The organism is Shinella sp. H4-D48 (assembly GCF_022637395.1).
In the GTDB taxonomy this organism is placed as follows: Bacteria; Pseudomonadota; Alphaproteobacteria; order Rhizobiales; family Rhizobiaceae; genus Shinella; species Shinella sedimenti.
This window is the reverse complement of record NZ_CP093337.1, coordinates 1,218,463-1,232,726: the sequence shown is the minus strand read 5'-3', so window position 1 is coordinate 1,232,726 and position 14,264 is coordinate 1,218,463. Positions and strand designations below refer to the sequence as shown.

Below are 14,264 nucleotides of genomic sequence, written 5' to 3'. Positions count from 1 at the left end.
GGAGATGAAACACCAGAGGCATGGCGCGATTCCGGTGACGGCAAGAGCCGGTTTTCTGACTAGCGGAAATGGACGGCGAAGTCGGTGCGGTAATCCGGCTCGTCCAGACGCCCGCGCAGAAGCAGGTCGGCACCGATGCGGCCGATCTCGTCGGAGCTCTTCGCCGCCGCCCCATTGCCGCCGGTCAGCAGGGCTACACGCTCCCCCCCGACGAACCCGGCATACGGATAGCCATGCACTGTGTAGGTCGTGACGCAGGGTGCGCAAACCATGCGCACCGGCGCCAGATCGGGAATGAACCGCATCAGTAGCGCCTTGAGGTGTTGGCTCGCCTCGCCATTCCCCTCACCGCGGAACCAGTCCAGGATGGCGCCCTGTTCTTCCATCTCGATATCGGTCGGGTCGCCGCCGATCTTGAGGTAGCTATTGCCGTCGGGATAGGTGATGGGCGGCAGGAAATAGAAGTGCTCCGAAGGCTCGCCGCTCTCATCGATCCATGAGGGCATGTCGCGATAAGCGTGGGCCTGCGCCGATGTGAGCTGCGCCAGCACGACCGTCCGGGCCCTCACGACCACATCCGGCAACCGTGGCAAAAGTCCCGGGGCACGCGAAAAACCGCCGGTGGCTGCAAGCACGCGGCCGCCGGTCACCGCGCCGCCAGACTTCAGGCTGACGGAGGCGCGGTCGCCGATGTCAGTCACCGCGACGGCATCGTCTTCAATGCAAACCCCGCCGGCCTTTTCGAAACACGCGACCTGCGCCGCCACGAGCTTGCGCGGATCGATATGCCCCGCCCCCGTCTGCTCGAACACGCCAGCCGATGTTTCCGGCAGAGCGAACCACGGAAAACGGACACGCAGTTCTTCCCGGTCCAGCGACGGAGCCTCCAGCGCATAGCGCTGCGCGACATCCTCGACGGAGCGGACGAAGGTGCCACGGGATGCGCCGGTGATCAGGCAGCCGACTTCGCTGTAGAAGCCGATACCGCTCTCCGCCTCGATGTCCCGATATCGGGCAATCGACTGGCGGGCGAGCAAAGCCCAGTCAGGATCGCTATCGATGGTGCGGGTGATGCGGCCGCTGTCGTAATGGCTGGCGAAAACGCCGTCATGCTTTTGCCAGTCGGCCGGCTCACCGCGTCCGACGAGCGCGACCGTAGCGCCCGTTCTCGACAGGTGCCGCGCCGCGGCCGCCCCCATCATGCCTTTTCCCACCACCACGAAATCGAAATGCTGAACCACGTGCCGCCCTACTCTTTGCCCAAGGCATAACATTTCGATGCGCCGATTCCAGCGGCAAGGAAAAGGACTTTTCCACCTATCAGTCGATGTAGCTCTGCACCTTGCCGCAATAGCGCTTGGAGACCGGGTTCATGCGCTTGGCGCCGTGGCCGGCATTGTATTTCAGGATGGTGCCGCAGACCGTGCCGCCGCCCAGTTCATGGGCCATGGCGAGATACTTCATGCCAAACTTGATGTTCGTTTCAGGATCGTAGAGCCCCTTGGCGCCCCCGCGATAGCCCATCATGCGCGCCGTGGCCGGCTTAATCTGCATGAGGCCGATCTCCCCGGCGCTTCCCCGCGCCCGCGGATTGAAATTGCTCTCGATGCGCACGACGGCATGGGCAAGATCGACGGGCACGCCATAGGTTTTCGCGTAGGTCTGGATCAGGCCGGAATAGCTCGCAGTCTTCACGCCCGCCACGAGCGGGTTCTCCGCCTTGGGATATCCGGCGGTGCTGCGGTAGGTCTTCAGCGTACCGACGACGACATCGCCCTTGTCTGATCCGGCATTTCGCTTGTTGCGCTTGCCAGAAACCTTGCGGGGTTTCTTGGCTGCATCTGCCTGCTCTTTCTTGGCCTTGTCGGCCTTGTCCTTCGTGGAGGTTTGCAAAACGGGTTGTGTGCCGCTCGTCCGGTAGTCGCCTCGCCCTGCATGCGCCATTCCGGCGGAAAAAACGGACGCAAAAAGGCAGGCCGCGCTGATGGCAGCAGAAAGTCTTCTCATCGAGTTATCGTCTCCAAAAGGCGCAAAGGCAGAGCCTTGGGCGCGCGGCTATCAAGCCGCGCATCCCGCGCAAACGTCTTGATCCTTGTTGATAGCGATCAGGCCCTGACCGCATGTTGCGCTGCAACGAACGCAAGCGGAAAGAACATCCCCAATCGGGTCAGGATGTGGCGAAGCGGTAAACTTCCGTTACATATCGTAACATTAGCTGAAATCGATATACGCTCAGGCACCCAGACGGGGCAATGCGGAGAGCAGCCTGTGAAGGGTGTCGATGGTCGAAAAATCGGCTATTCCGTCAACCCGCGCGGGCCGGAAATGCCGCTGGAAAGCCGCTAATGCACCTTCTGTCTTTTCCGAATAAATACCATCGATTTCAATGGCATAGCCATAAAGCGACAGCATGGTCTGCAGGGCCTCGACAGGCTGGCCCGCATCCCCCTTCTGGAAGAAGCGACCGCCGGCAATCGTGGACGGCTCGACCCAGTGCCCGACCCCTGCCGCATGAAGGCGCTCCCAAGGGAACTTTTCACCCGGATCAACCTTGCGAATGGGGGCCACGTCGCTATGCGCAAGCACCCGTTCGGGGGCGATACCCCACCTTCGGCCACAATCGAGACACAGTTCCACGACCGCGTCGATCTGCTTTTCGGGGAAATCCGGCAGGCCGCCGGGATGGCCGGCATTGACGATCTCGATGCCGATGGAGGCCGAATTGATATCGACCTCGCCCTTCCAGAAGCTCTTGCCGGCATGCCAGGCGCGATCGGCCTCGCGCACGAGCTGCTCGACGCGCCCGTTTTCATGCACGAAGTAATGGCAGGAAACCTGACTTTCGGGCGCGCGCAGCCATTTCAGCGCGCCTTCGGCCGTTTCCATACCCGTATAGTGCAGGAGGATGATGTCGGGGGTCCGTCCGCCCGCCCGTTCGCCGAAGTTCGGCGACGGCGCGGGGACGGCGCCGGCATAGTCACATGTGAATGCGCTCATGCAGCGCAGCGTTCCTTCTCGATCGCCTCATAGGCAGCGTTGAGCGCGGCCATGCGGTCGTTCGCAATCTGATGGAACTCTGCCGGCACGCCACGCGCCACCAGCCTATCAGGATGGTTCTCCGAAGCAAGCACGCGGTAGCGCTTGCGAATATCGGCGAAATCGTCGCTCGGCTTGACGCCCAGTACCTTGTACGGATCGCGGCCGCTGACATGCACGTGCCGCGCCGTGATCTGGTCGAAGCGATCCTCGGCCATGCCGAAGATATCGGCGACGCGCTGGAGGAATGCCATCTCGTTCTCATGGATGAGACCGTCGGCCTTCGCGATATGGAAGAGACCGTCTATGATGTCCTCGAGGATGGGGCAATTGTTCTCGCAGGAGACGCACAGTGCCTTCATCTTCTCGGCATAGGCTTCATAGCCCGCGACGTCCTGACGCGCGAGATTATAGAGGCGCGCGACATTGGCCGCCTGATTGTCGGGATATTTGAAGATATCCTTGAACGCATCGACCTCGGCGGTCGTAACAATGCCGTCGGCCTTCGCCATCTTGGCTGAGAGCGCGATCATCGCGACGGAAAAGGCAACCTGCCGGCGGGTCTCCGGATCGCCCTCGAAAAGGGTACGCACGGCCTCGACCACGCCCGACAGCACATTGCTGGCGGCATCCGAGACCATGCCGACGAGGCGATCCCACACGGCACTGATGAAGCAACTGGGCGAATTCTGGAACATAAGGTGATCTTGATCAGACAATTGCAGGGAAAGCAAGGCAGGAAGGGCAGGATAAATAAATTTTGATGACCCTCATTAAGTGGGTCATCCGATTTTTATGTGCGCCGCACCGACGCTGTGGACGATGAAGACAATCCGTCATGGAGTGCGGATAAGTTTGCCGCGCCGTTTCCCTTGAAAGGGATTCTGCGCTACGAGCAACGCCAACCCATCCAGACGTGCAGAAGCCGAGGAGGAATCATGGCAAAGCAGAAAGTCGCAATGCTGACCGCGGGCGGGCTTGCGCCCTGCCTGTCGTCCGCGGTCGGCGGCCTCATCGAACGCTACAGCGACGTGGCGCCGGATATAGAACTCATCGCTTATCGCTCCGGTTATCAAGGCCTGCTGCTCGCCGATCGCATCGAGATCACTCCGCAGATGCGCGAGAAGGCTCCCCTCCTGCACCGCTATGGCGGCTCGCCGATCGGCAACAGCCGTGTGAAGCTGACGAACACCGCCGACTGCGTGAAGCGCGGCCTTGTCAAGGAAGGCGAAAACCCGCTGCGCGTTGCCGCCGAGCGCCTCGCCAAGGACGGCGTCACCATTCTCCACACGATCGGCGGTGACGATACCAACACGACGGCGGCGGACCTCGCCGCCTATCTCGGCGCCAACGGCTACAATCTCACCGTCGTCGGCCTGCCGAAGACTGTCGACAACGATGTCGTTCCGATCCGCCAGTCGCTCGGCGCCTGGACGGCGGCCGAAGTCGGCGCCGGTTTCTTCGACAATGTCAGCAATGAGCAGAGCGCGGCACCCAAGACCCTCGTCGTGCACGAAGTGATGGGCCGCCACAGCGGCTGGCTCACCGCCGCGACCGCCCGTGCATACATTCAGAAAACCAGCGCCAACGAATATGTCGACGGCTTCATGATGAACGCGCAGATGAAGAACATCGATGGCCTCTACCTGCCAGAAATGGACTTCAATCTGGCAGCCGAAGCCGAGCGCCTGAAAGCGATCATGGAGCGCACCGGCTTCGTCACGCTCTTCGTGTCGGAAGGCGCCTGCCTCGACGCCATCGTGGCGGAACGGGAAGCCTCCGGCGAGACCGTCAAGCGCGACGCCTTCGGCCATGTGAAGATCGACACGATCAATGTCGGCAACTGGTTCTCCAAGCAGTTCGCAGCACTTCTGGGTGCAGAGCGCTCAATGGTGCAGAAGTCGGGCTACTATGCCCGCTCGGCACCGGCCAACCGTGACGATCTGCGCCTCATCCAGAGCATGACCGACCTTGCCGTCGAGAGCGCGCTCAACAAGGTCTCGGGCGTTACCGGCCATGACGAGGGCCAGGGCGGCAAACTGCGCACCATCGAGTTCCCGCGCATCAAGGGCGGCAAGCACTTCGACACGTCTGCAAAGTGGTTCGGCGAGGTGATGGACGTGATCGGCCAGAAGTGGAAGCCCGCGGCTTAAACCCGCTTGACGTCCCGAACAGAGAATGGCTTGCTCCCCGGATAAGATCGATCCGGGGAGTTTTTCATGTCTTTCGAACATTGGCTGGCCTTCGCCGCCGCTTCCGCCGTCATGCTGGCCATTCCCGGTCCGACGATCCTGCTCGTCATCTCCTACGCGCTGGGGCATGGGCGCCGCACCGCAGGCGCCACCGTTGCAGGCGTGGCGCTCGGCGACTTCACGGCCATGACCGCCTCCATGCTCGGTCTCGGCGCACTGCTCGCCACCTCCGCGGCGATCTTCACCGTGCTCAAATGGATCGGCGCCGCCTATCTTGTCTGGCTCGGCATCAAGTTGTGGCGCGCGCCCGTCGCAGCGGGCGCGGACGCCGCGGCACCCGCAGACGAAAAGCCGTTGCGCGTCTTCGCGCACACCTATGTCGTCACCGCGCTCAATCCCAAGAGCATCGTGTTCTTCGTCGCCTTTCTCCCGCAGTTCCTCGATCTTTCCCGGCCCGTCCTGCTGCAGATGGTGATCTTCGAAATCACCTTCCTCGTGCTGGCGACACTCAACGCCTTTACGTATGCGCTGGTGGCCTCGCCCGCCCGCAAAACCATCCGGAAACCCTCGGTCCAGAAGGTCGTCAACCGCACGGGCGGCACGCTTCTCATTGGTGCCGGACTGCTGACGGCGGGCCTCAAGCGGGCCTCCGCCTAGGCCTGACCCGGTTCGGCGGGTTGCCGCGCCGCGCCTGATCGGTTAAGAGCGTCTGACGGCCACGGCCGATTGATTTGCAAAAGCAGGGGCGTTCCGGCGCCCCGCATCCCGGCAAACCGAGTACGACGATCATGGCTGATACCCCCGTTTTCCGTCCGGCGCGCATCTCCGCGCTAGCCTGTGCAGGCCTCCTCGTGACGCTCGCCGGCTGCGCCAGCGTTGCCGACGATGCGACCTCGGCAAAGACGGTGACGCCGACAGCCACGACGACGGAGCTTGCCGCCACCGACGGCGCGACGACGGAAGTGGCCTACGCCGCCCTGCCCGTAGCAAAGCCCGGCACCGAAAACACGGCGATGGCCCTGCCCACCCCGATCGTCGTGGCGACTGCGACGGAAAATGCCCCCGTCTCGGCCCTGACAGAGACGAAGGCTGTAACCGGTGCCGCTGCCGCGACGGCTGCTCTTGCCGGCCAGACGAATGGCGGTGTGGTCGCCGTCGCCGAAATGCCGCAGGCGACCGATACCGTTATCGGCGTCTCGGTCATGGAGCCGGGCTTCGACACGGGTGAACCGGAGGGTCTCGAGCAGCTCGTCGCGACACACAAGATCGTGCCGATGGCCAAGCCGACGATCAGCAACGCGGTGCTTACCACGCAGACCGGCCTCGTCGTGCCGCGCGCCGAACAGCCCTTCAGGAAGTCCGGCACGCCGATCGACGACATCATCACCAAATATGCCGCCCTCTACGGCATTCCGGAATCGCTTCTGCATCGCGTCGTCAGGCGCGAAAGCACCTACAATCCGAGGGCCTATAACCGCGGCCACTATGGTCTGATGCAGATCAAGTATGCGACGGCCAGGAGCATGGGCTACGAAGGCCCGGCCGAGGGCCTGTTCGACGCCGAGACCAACATCAAATATGCCGGCAAGTATCTGCGTGGCGCCTGGTTGGTTGCTGATGACAAGAACGACGGCGCCGTGCGCCTCTACGCGGCGGGCTACTACTATCACGCCAAGCGAAAAGGCCTGCTTGACGAGACCGGCCTGCGCTAAGCCGTAGCCCTAGCGCGCCGGCTTCAGCCAGAACGTCATGGGCTTTTCGGTCTCCTCGCCCTCGCCGATATCCTGCCAGGAAAGCATGGCGCGCAGATCCGCGCGCTTCTTATAGCCGCGCTTGCCCCAGAAGGCGTCGAGCGGCACATAGCCGGCCGGACGCAGAGGATGACCGGCGGGGCGCTCGACGGCACAGAAGGCGCACCAGTCGAACCGATCGAAACGGCCTGCATAGGCTTCGCGTTCCTCGAAGAAACGCACGCCGAGCCCCCTGCCCCGATAGCTGTCCAGCAATACGGATTCACCGAAATAGAAAACAGTCTGCGGATCGATGCCCGCATCGATGAACGGCGCCTTGAACTCGCCGGAGGCGTCCGTCATCGGCACGCCCGTCGAAGCGCCCACGATGCGGTCCTCGTCGAGCGCCAGCACGAACAGGCTTTCGGGCGATTTCGCATAGGTCGCAAGATAGGACGCTTCGTAGTCCTCGCTGCCCTCGTAGAGGTAGGGAAAGGCGCGGAACACGGCAATGCGCAGGCGGGCAAGGTCGGCGATGTAAGGCGTCACGGCGTCGCCATGGACAATCTTGATTTGCATGATACGCGAATGTTCCCAGGGGCTTGAACAGTGCTATAAGTCGGTCGGCTTCGGCCGAGAGATAAAGATATGAGGGATGACATGCCAGCAAAAGAGACAATCCGCGCCTATTACGACGCTTTCAACAGGCAGGACATGGAGGCCTTCTTCGACCTCCTGCATGATGAGGTTGTCCACGATATCAACCAGGGCGGACGTCAGGTCGGCAAGGACGCCTTCCGCGACTTCATGGCGCACATGAACCGCAGCTATCGCGAAACGCTGACCGACATCGTCATCATGTCGAACGACGACGGCACGCGCGGTGCGGCCGAATTCGTCGTCAACGGCCAGTATCTGGCAACCGACGAAGGCCTGCCGGAAGCCAACGGCCAGACCTACGTGCTGCCCGCCGGCGCCTTCTTCGAGATCCGCGACGGCAAGGTCGCGCGCATCACCAACACCTACAACCTCAACGACTGGATCGCTCAAGTCGGCGGCTGATCCGCCTGAGTGCCCGACGCATCCAGCACATCAAGGATGCGTCTGACCAGTAGCTGGGGCCGATAGCCGAGTTTCGACGGCGTGAGCCCCAGCCGGATTACCGCAAGCCTGCGGGCGGGCATGATGGCGGCGGACTGGCCGTCATGCCCGAGCATCCAGAACGAGCCCGGCGGCAGACCGTATTCCGCATCGGTCTTTTCCCCCGGCCCCTTCGTCCAGCTCTGCATATGGCTATAGGCGCCCCCTGAGGCCTTCGTCGGCGTCGCCATGGCGGTCACGAAGCCAGGAGGCAGCAGGCGGTTTTCCTTCCAGACCCCGTCATTCAGCAGCAGAAGCGAGAAGCGCGCCCAGTCGCGCGCCGTCGCGTACATGTAGGAAGAGCCGACGAAGATACCCGTTTCGTCCGGCTCCAGAACCGCGCTCGCCATGCCAAGCGGCGCAAACAGCGCGCGCGAGGGAAAGGACAGCGCCTGCGCCCGTCCGCCGGCCGCACTCATCCACAGACGCGTCAGCAGCATCGACGTACCGCTCGAATAGTTGAACACCTTGCCCGGATTGGCCTGCAGCGGCAGCGAGATGACGTAACGCGTCATGTCGGGCTCGAGGAAGAGCATGCGCGTGACATCGGTGACGGAGCCGTAGCTCTCATTGAAGGCGAGCCCGCTTTCCATCGCGAGCAGCTGGGCGATCGTGATGGCAGAGCGCGCATCACCCTGCCATTCGGGAAACAGGCCTGATATCCGCGGAGACAGCGCGCCCGCCTGCATCAGCCGGCCGAGGAGTGCAGCATTGACCGACTTCGCCATGGACCAGCCGAGCAGCGGCGTTTGTGCCGAAAAGCCCGGACCATAGGTTTCCGCGACGATCCGGCCGTCATGCACGACGACAACCGCCCGCATTCCGGGCCCCGTCAGGTCTGGATTGGCAAGCAGGGCGGCAATGCGCTCGTTCTGCGACACCCCCTCCCCGCCAGGCCAGGCGATAGCCGGATTTCCCGCGGGAATCGAGGGAAGAGCCACGTCGGACACGGCCTGGCGCGCCGCCTGAAAGTCGCCGTCCGGCACCCCCGTGCAGCCGAAGCCCTCGTGCCATACCGCGTAGCCGGGTGCAAAAAGGCCCAATAGGCGGGTCGTCACCGTCTTTCCGTCGAGATCGACGTCCTGACGCATGAGCTTGAGCAGCGGATGACCCGGCGCCTGCACATCCTCGTTCAACACCTGAGCGGGGTCGCGGCCGGCGATGAACGTGTTGGAGCACACGATCTTGGCGGCATAGCCGGAGCCGACGCTGAGCAGTGCCGGCGGCGAAACGATGAGCCAACTCGCCGCCACTGCAACGAACAATGCGAGCGCGGAGATTGTCCAGGCCAGACGCCTGTAGAATCGTCTCATGCAGCCTCTCCTTCCACTACGGACACAATCAGGATTTGACCGTCATGAAAAGACCTTTCAGGCGCGTGATAGGTCAGGCCGAAAGCCGGCTTTCCGGTCTCGCGAGAAATGTGGGCACGTCCGCTGCCGGCACCGGCGCCGAGATAAGATAGCCTTGCGCCTCGCAAGCACCGCGCTGGCGAATGAAGTCGAGCTGTTCTTCCGACTCGATGCCCTTGACCGTCGTCGTCACCTGAAAGGTCTGGCCGAGCTTGAGAATGATGTCGACGAGATCGGCCTCCCGCTTGCTCTCCATCATCGCTCGGGCGAAGGAGCGGTCCACGGTCAACTGGTCGATCGGGAATGTGCGCAGGTTGTTGATCGATGAGAAGCCAATGCCGAAATCGTCGAGCGCGACGCGGATGCCATGAGCGCGCAGTGCGCGAAGCCCCTCGCACACGGCCGTATCATCGGACGAAAATACCGCTTCCGTGACCTCGACGGTAAGGCGACCGGGCGCAAGGCCGGCCTCGTCCAGGCAATGCTTGACGTGATCCACGAACCCCCTGTCCCGGAACTGGGCGCTCGCCACATTGACCACCACGCCCGTCGGCGCCGGCCATCCGCTGGCCTGTCGGCAGGCCTCGCGCACCACCCAGCTTCCGAGCGGCAGGATGAGGCCTGTCTTCTCCGCAGCGGGAATGAACACGTCGGGCAAGATGATCCCCTTGTCAGGGTGCCGCCAGCGCAGCAATGCCTCGAAGGCGCGAACCGAACCGCTCTCGACCCCAACGATGGGCTGGTATTCAAGAAAGAATTCCTGCGCATCGATCGCCCGTGTCAGATCGCGTTCGATAGAGGCGCGCGCCTCGATGTCGGCGGCAAGTACGGCGTCGAAGAAGCGATAGCTGTTTCCGGGTATGGCCTTGGCCTCGTAGAGCGCGGCATCCGCCCGTTTCAACAGTTCCCTTGTCTTGCAGTCCGCATCGGCAATCAGCGCGATGCCGATGCTGCAGCCGCTCGTCACGCGATTTCCCTTCAGGTCCATCGGCACTTCGAAGAGGCGGCAGATGGTGCGGCAGACGTCCTCTACCTTGCCCTGTGACGGGCTGCCCGGGATCGTCACCACGAACTCGTCGCCGCCCAGCCTGTAGACCTGCGCTGCCGGGGAGAGCGCGTGCTTCAACCGGCCGGCAATTGTCGCCAGCAGAAGATCGCCGGCATCGTGGCCGAGACTGTCATTGACGAACTTGAAACGGTCGAGATCGAGAAGCAGCAGCGCAGAGTGCGCCCCTTTTCCGCTCGCCTCCACGAGGGTCTGAATATCGCGCTCGAGGCAGCACCGGTTCGAAAGCCCCGTCAGGCGGTCGTGATGGGCCTCATGCGCCAACAGCCGCTCCGTCTGGCGGCGCTGGTTGAGCTCGCGCATCAGCTGCGCCTTGGATCGGCCGATCTGGTAGAAACCGACCCCGAAGAAGACGGGCATCAGCGCCAGCGCCGTCGCCGTCGGCACCGAAAAATCGAAGATGCTTTCGTGAATCTCGGTTTGTGTGACCTGATCCGCCACCAGGCAGATCGTTGGCAGGAAGGCACCGAAGATCGATCCCGCAAGCGCATAGCGCCGCTCGATCCCTGGCAACAAGGTTTTGAACATCATGCACCCTAAACCGTTGTTATCATGACAACAGGACGCGCCCAGCCACATATCGGCGCATCACGGTTCTAGCGGACAAAGGATGACAGAGTGTTAAGAGTGTATTGGCGTTCGCATCACAAGAATTAACGGGGGTAATTTTTCTCGGAACCAAGCCGTCAATCGGGCGTTTGGGGGGTGTTGTCATTCGCGTGCGGGGCTTCGCGCGACCATAGAGTGGGAAGGACCCTTACATGAAATCCATGATCCTCGGTGCCGCAGGCATCATTGCAACCGCTGGCGCACTGCCGGCATTCGCCGCCGATATGGCGGTCGCCGAACCGCCTATGGAAACGCCAATCACGGAAGTCGCCGGCGTCTATGACTGGGGCGGCTTCTACGTCGGTGTGAACACCGGCTATGGGTGGTCAAACGCGGAATATTCCGCCGCCGGCACCACATTAATCGACCAAGATTTGAACGGTTGGGCCGTCGGCGCTTATGCGGGCTATAACTTCTTCAATAACGGATTCGTCTACGGTGTCGAAGCGGACGTCAAGCGCGACTTCAACGACGAGCGCTTCGATGTCGGCGGCGATACGCTGAAAGCAGAAACCCTGTGGGGTGGTTCGGTCCGGGCCCGCGTCGGTTACGCTATTGATCGAACCCTGATCTACGGTACAGGCGGTTATGCCTTTACCAATGCGGCCCTAGAGAACGAGACGACGGGCGTTCGGGAAAAGGACACGCTCCATGGCTGGACGATCGGTGCCGGCGTGGAGCAGGCTTTCACCGATTCGGTGGTCGGCCGACTTGAATATCGCTACAGCGATTATGGCAAGTCCGACGTCTTCGACGCGCAGGGCCTGAAGGGCGACGTCACGTCCCATTCTGTTATGCTTGGCGTTAGCATGAAATTCTGAGGTTGAAGCCGGGGCGGTCCATCGCCCCGGCTTAACGCTCTGCTAACCGTAATTTTACCAGAATATGCGATAGGTCGTGAGCCCGTCTCGCGCGCTGCTCTTTACGCTCCGCCCCTTTCGAGGCAGGATCGGTAAACGCGTAACAACGGGACACACATGCGTCGGCTCATTCTGGCCCTCCTGCCGCTCGCCCTTCTCGCCACATCCTGCTCCACCACCGACTACGATCTCGGGGTCACGTCTTCCGTGCCGCCGCGCTTCGAGGACAAGGATCCGCAGGATTTCGGCGCCCGCAATCCGCATCGTCACGAGGTCCACGGCATCGACGTCTCCAAATGGAACGGCGATATCGACTGGCGCGCCGCCAAGGCAGGCGGGGTTTCCTTCGCCTTCCTGAAGGCCACCGAAGGCACGGACCGTCTCGACAGCCGCTTTACGGAATATTGGCGCGGCGCGAAGGCCGCAGGCGTCGCTCACGCGCCCTACCATTTCTACTATTTCTGCTCGACGGCCGATGCGCAGGCGGACTGGTTCATTGCCAATGTGCCGAAGGAGGCCGTGCACCTCCCTCCGGTTCTGGACGCCGAATGGAACGCGGCCTCGCCGACATGCAAACTGCGCCCACCGGCGGACGAGGTGCGCACGGTCTTGAAACGCTTCATGGACCGCCTGGAAGCCCATTACGGCAAGCGGCCGATCATCTACACGACCGTGGATTTCCACCGCGACAATCTCGTCGGTCATTTCGAGGGCTATCACTTTTGGCTACGCTCGGTCGCCAACCACCCGGAAAACATCTACCCGGCGCGCAAGTGGGCGTTCTGGCAATATACCTCGACCGGCGTCGTGCCCGGCCTTTCCGGCAACACCGATATCAACGTCTTCGCCGGTTCCGCAAAGAACTGGAACAAGTGGGTCGCCTCCGTTTCCCGCTGACGACGCAACACTGACGAGGGAAATAACGGCGAGCCTTCTGGCTTGCCTTTTTCTTCTTGCTTCCGTCACATTCATCTGAGACAGCCGCCCTATGTTACAGAAGGGCAGCGGACCCAAGGAGCACCAGATGCGGCAGAACCTGAAGACGACACTCGCAGCGGGCCTGACGGCCTTCCTGCTGGCCGGCGGCGCGCAGGCCCAGACGGCAACGGCCTGCGGCGGCGATCTCGACGCCTTTCTTCAGGGCGTGAAGGCCGAAGCATTGACACACGGTGTCTCCGCCGATGTGGCCGACCGCGCGCTTGCCGGCGCCGCCATCGACCAGAAGGTCCTGTCGCGCGACCGCGCGCAGGGCGTCTTCCGCCAGACCTTTCTTGAATTCTCCAAGCGCACGGTCAGCCAGTCGCGCCTCGATATTGGTCGCAAGAAGCTGAGCGACCTGTCTTCGGTGTTCGGCCGCGCCGAGCAGGAATTCGGCGTTCCCGGCCCCGTTATTGCCGCTTTCTGGGCCATGGAGACGGATTTCGGCGCAGTGCAGGGCGATTTCAACACCCGCAACGCGCTCGTCACCCTCTCGCATGACTGCCGCCGCCCCGAACTCTTCCGTCCGCAGCTGATCGCTGCCGTCGAGATGGTCGGTCACGGCGACCTCGACCCGAACGGCACGACGGGCGCCTGGGCCGGCGAGATCGGTCAGGTGCAGATGCTGCCGAAGGACATCATCGAATTCGGGATCGACGGCGACGGCGACAACCACATCAATGTCAAGCAGAGCGCGCCCGACGCGATCCTCACGGCCGCGAAATTCATCCAGCATCTCGGCTTCGTAAAGGGTCAGCCGTGGATCCAGGAAGTGTCCGTTCCCGATGCCCTGCCCTTCGAAAAGACGGGTCTCCAGCCGGGCATGAAAGCATCGGACTGGTTTGCCCTTGGTGTGAAGCCGCGCGACGGCGATACCTCCTTCGGCAATCTCGAAGCCTCGCTCGTGCTGCCGCAGGGCCGCAAGGGCCCCGCTTTCATCACCTATCCGAACTTCAATATCTACCTCGCCTGGAACCAGTCCTTCATCTACACGACGTCGGCGGCCTATTTCGCCACGCGCCTGGCCGGTGCCCCGCCCTATGAGCGCGGCATGCCCGAGGAAGGCCTGTCCGGCGACGCCATGAAGGAGCTTCAGACGAAGCTGCAGGCCCATGGCCACGATGTCGGCAAGATCGACGGCATTCTCGGCTCCGGCACGCGCGCGGCCATCCAGAAAGAACAGCTGCGCCTCGGCATGCCCGCCGATGGCTGGGCGACGCCGGCCCTGCTCGCCGCGCTCTGACGAAATCGGGTGGCGTGGCGCCATCCCGTGCGCTAGGACTTTGAAGACCTGAGCGGCG

Annotated in this window: 14 protein-coding genes; 7 read left to right on the top strand and 7 right to left on the bottom strand. The window is 62.6% G+C overall.

The genetic code is table 11. The features are described 5' to 3' along the window. Positions 1-59: 59 nt before the first annotated feature. The 4 genes from MNR02_RS05840 to MNR02_RS05825 all read right to left on the bottom strand — a co-directional run bounded on the left by MNR02_RS05840 (position 60) and on the right by MNR02_RS05825 (position 3,734). The gene (locus MNR02_RS05840; RefSeq protein ID WP_241598406.1) at positions 60-1,241 is read right to left on the bottom strand and encodes an FAD-binding oxidoreductase; all 1,182 of its coding nucleotides are present in this window, start codon (positions 1,239-1,241) and stop codon (positions 60-62) included. Positions 1,242-1,320: 79 nt separating this feature from the next. Beyond that, entirely contained in the window at positions 1,321-2,007 is a 687-nt protein-coding gene (locus MNR02_RS05835) for a lytic transglycosylase domain-containing protein (protein WP_241948423.1), read from the bottom strand. 225 nt (positions 2,008-2,232) lie between these two features. Beyond that, positions 2,233-2,997: an N-acetylmuramoyl-L-alanine amidase gene (locus MNR02_RS05830; RefSeq protein ID WP_241948422.1), complete on the bottom strand. Its 765-nt coding sequence runs from the start codon at positions 2,995-2,997 to the stop codon at positions 2,233-2,235. Next, positions 2,994-3,734: a DnaJ family molecular chaperone gene (locus tag MNR02_RS05825; protein ID WP_241948421.1), complete on the bottom strand. Its 741-nt coding sequence runs from the start codon at positions 3,732-3,734 to the stop codon at positions 2,994-2,996. Before MNR02_RS05825 ends, MNR02_RS05830 begins: the two co-directional genes overlap by 4 nt. 240 nt (positions 3,735-3,974) lie before the next feature. Between MNR02_RS05825 and MNR02_RS05820 the strand changes: the two genes are divergently transcribed. The 3 genes from MNR02_RS05820 to MNR02_RS05810 all read left to right on the top strand — a co-directional run bounded on the left by MNR02_RS05820 (position 3,975) and on the right by MNR02_RS05810 (position 6,940). Beyond that, positions 3,975-5,189: a pyrophosphate--fructose-6-phosphate 1-phosphotransferase gene (locus tag MNR02_RS05820; protein ID WP_241948420.1), complete on the top strand. Its 1,215-nt coding sequence runs from the start codon at positions 3,975-3,977 to the stop codon at positions 5,187-5,189. Positions 5,190-5,255: 66 nt separating this feature from the next. Beyond that, positions 5,256-5,885, top strand: coding sequence for a LysE family translocator (locus MNR02_RS05815; RefSeq protein WP_241948419.1), 630 nt, complete (start codon positions 5,256-5,258; stop codon positions 5,883-5,885). A 131-nt stretch (positions 5,886-6,016) separates the two neighbouring features. After that, a complete protein-coding gene (locus MNR02_RS05810) occupies positions 6,017-6,940 on the top strand; it encodes a lytic transglycosylase domain-containing protein (protein WP_241948418.1) in 924 nt (307 codons plus the stop codon). A gap of 9 nt (positions 6,941-6,949) precedes the next feature. On the opposite strand, the gene MNR02_RS05805 is transcribed toward MNR02_RS05810, so the two are convergent. Then, positions 6,950-7,537: a GNAT family N-acetyltransferase gene (locus MNR02_RS05805; RefSeq protein ID WP_241948417.1), complete on the bottom strand. Its 588-nt coding sequence runs from the start codon at positions 7,535-7,537 to the stop codon at positions 6,950-6,952. Positions 7,538-7,618: 81 nt separating this feature from the next. Here MNR02_RS05805 and MNR02_RS05800 point away from each other — a divergent pair, with 81 nt between their 5' ends. Then, complete coding sequence (locus MNR02_RS05800) at positions 7,619-8,020, top strand: ketosteroid isomerase-related protein (protein WP_241948416.1); 402 nt, start codon at positions 7,619-7,621, stop codon at positions 8,018-8,020. Here MNR02_RS05800 and MNR02_RS05795 read toward each other — a convergent pair. Then, entirely contained in the window at positions 8,005-9,411 is a 1,407-nt protein-coding gene (locus MNR02_RS05795) for a serine hydrolase (protein ID WP_241948415.1), read from the bottom strand. The two genes, MNR02_RS05800 and MNR02_RS05795, sit on opposite strands and share 16 nt — an antisense overlap. Before the next feature lie 73 nt (positions 9,412-9,484). Continuing rightward, positions 9,485-11,044: a bifunctional diguanylate cyclase/phosphodiesterase gene (locus tag MNR02_RS05790; RefSeq protein ID WP_241948414.1), complete on the bottom strand. Its 1,560-nt coding sequence runs from the start codon at positions 11,042-11,044 to the stop codon at positions 9,485-9,487. A 233-nt stretch (positions 11,045-11,277) separates the two neighbouring features. Here MNR02_RS05790 and MNR02_RS05785 point away from each other — a divergent pair, with 233 nt between their 5' ends. The 3 genes from MNR02_RS05785 (at position 11,278) to MNR02_RS05775 (ending at position 14,206) form a co-directional block, all read left to right on the top strand. Then, a complete protein-coding gene (locus MNR02_RS05785) occupies positions 11,278-11,946 on the top strand; it encodes an outer membrane protein (protein WP_241948413.1) in 669 nt (222 codons plus the stop codon). Positions 11,947-12,102: 156 nt separating this feature from the next. Further along, entirely contained in the window at positions 12,103-12,882 is a 780-nt protein-coding gene (locus MNR02_RS05780; RefSeq protein WP_241948412.1) for a glycoside hydrolase family 25 protein, read from the top strand. A 127-nt stretch (positions 12,883-13,009) separates the two neighbouring features. After that, positions 13,010-14,206 (top strand): lytic murein transglycosylase, encoded by a 1,197-nt coding sequence (locus MNR02_RS05775; RefSeq protein ID WP_241948411.1) that lies wholly within the window; start codon positions 13,010-13,012, stop codon positions 14,204-14,206. Positions 14,207-14,264 lie beyond the last annotated feature (58 nt).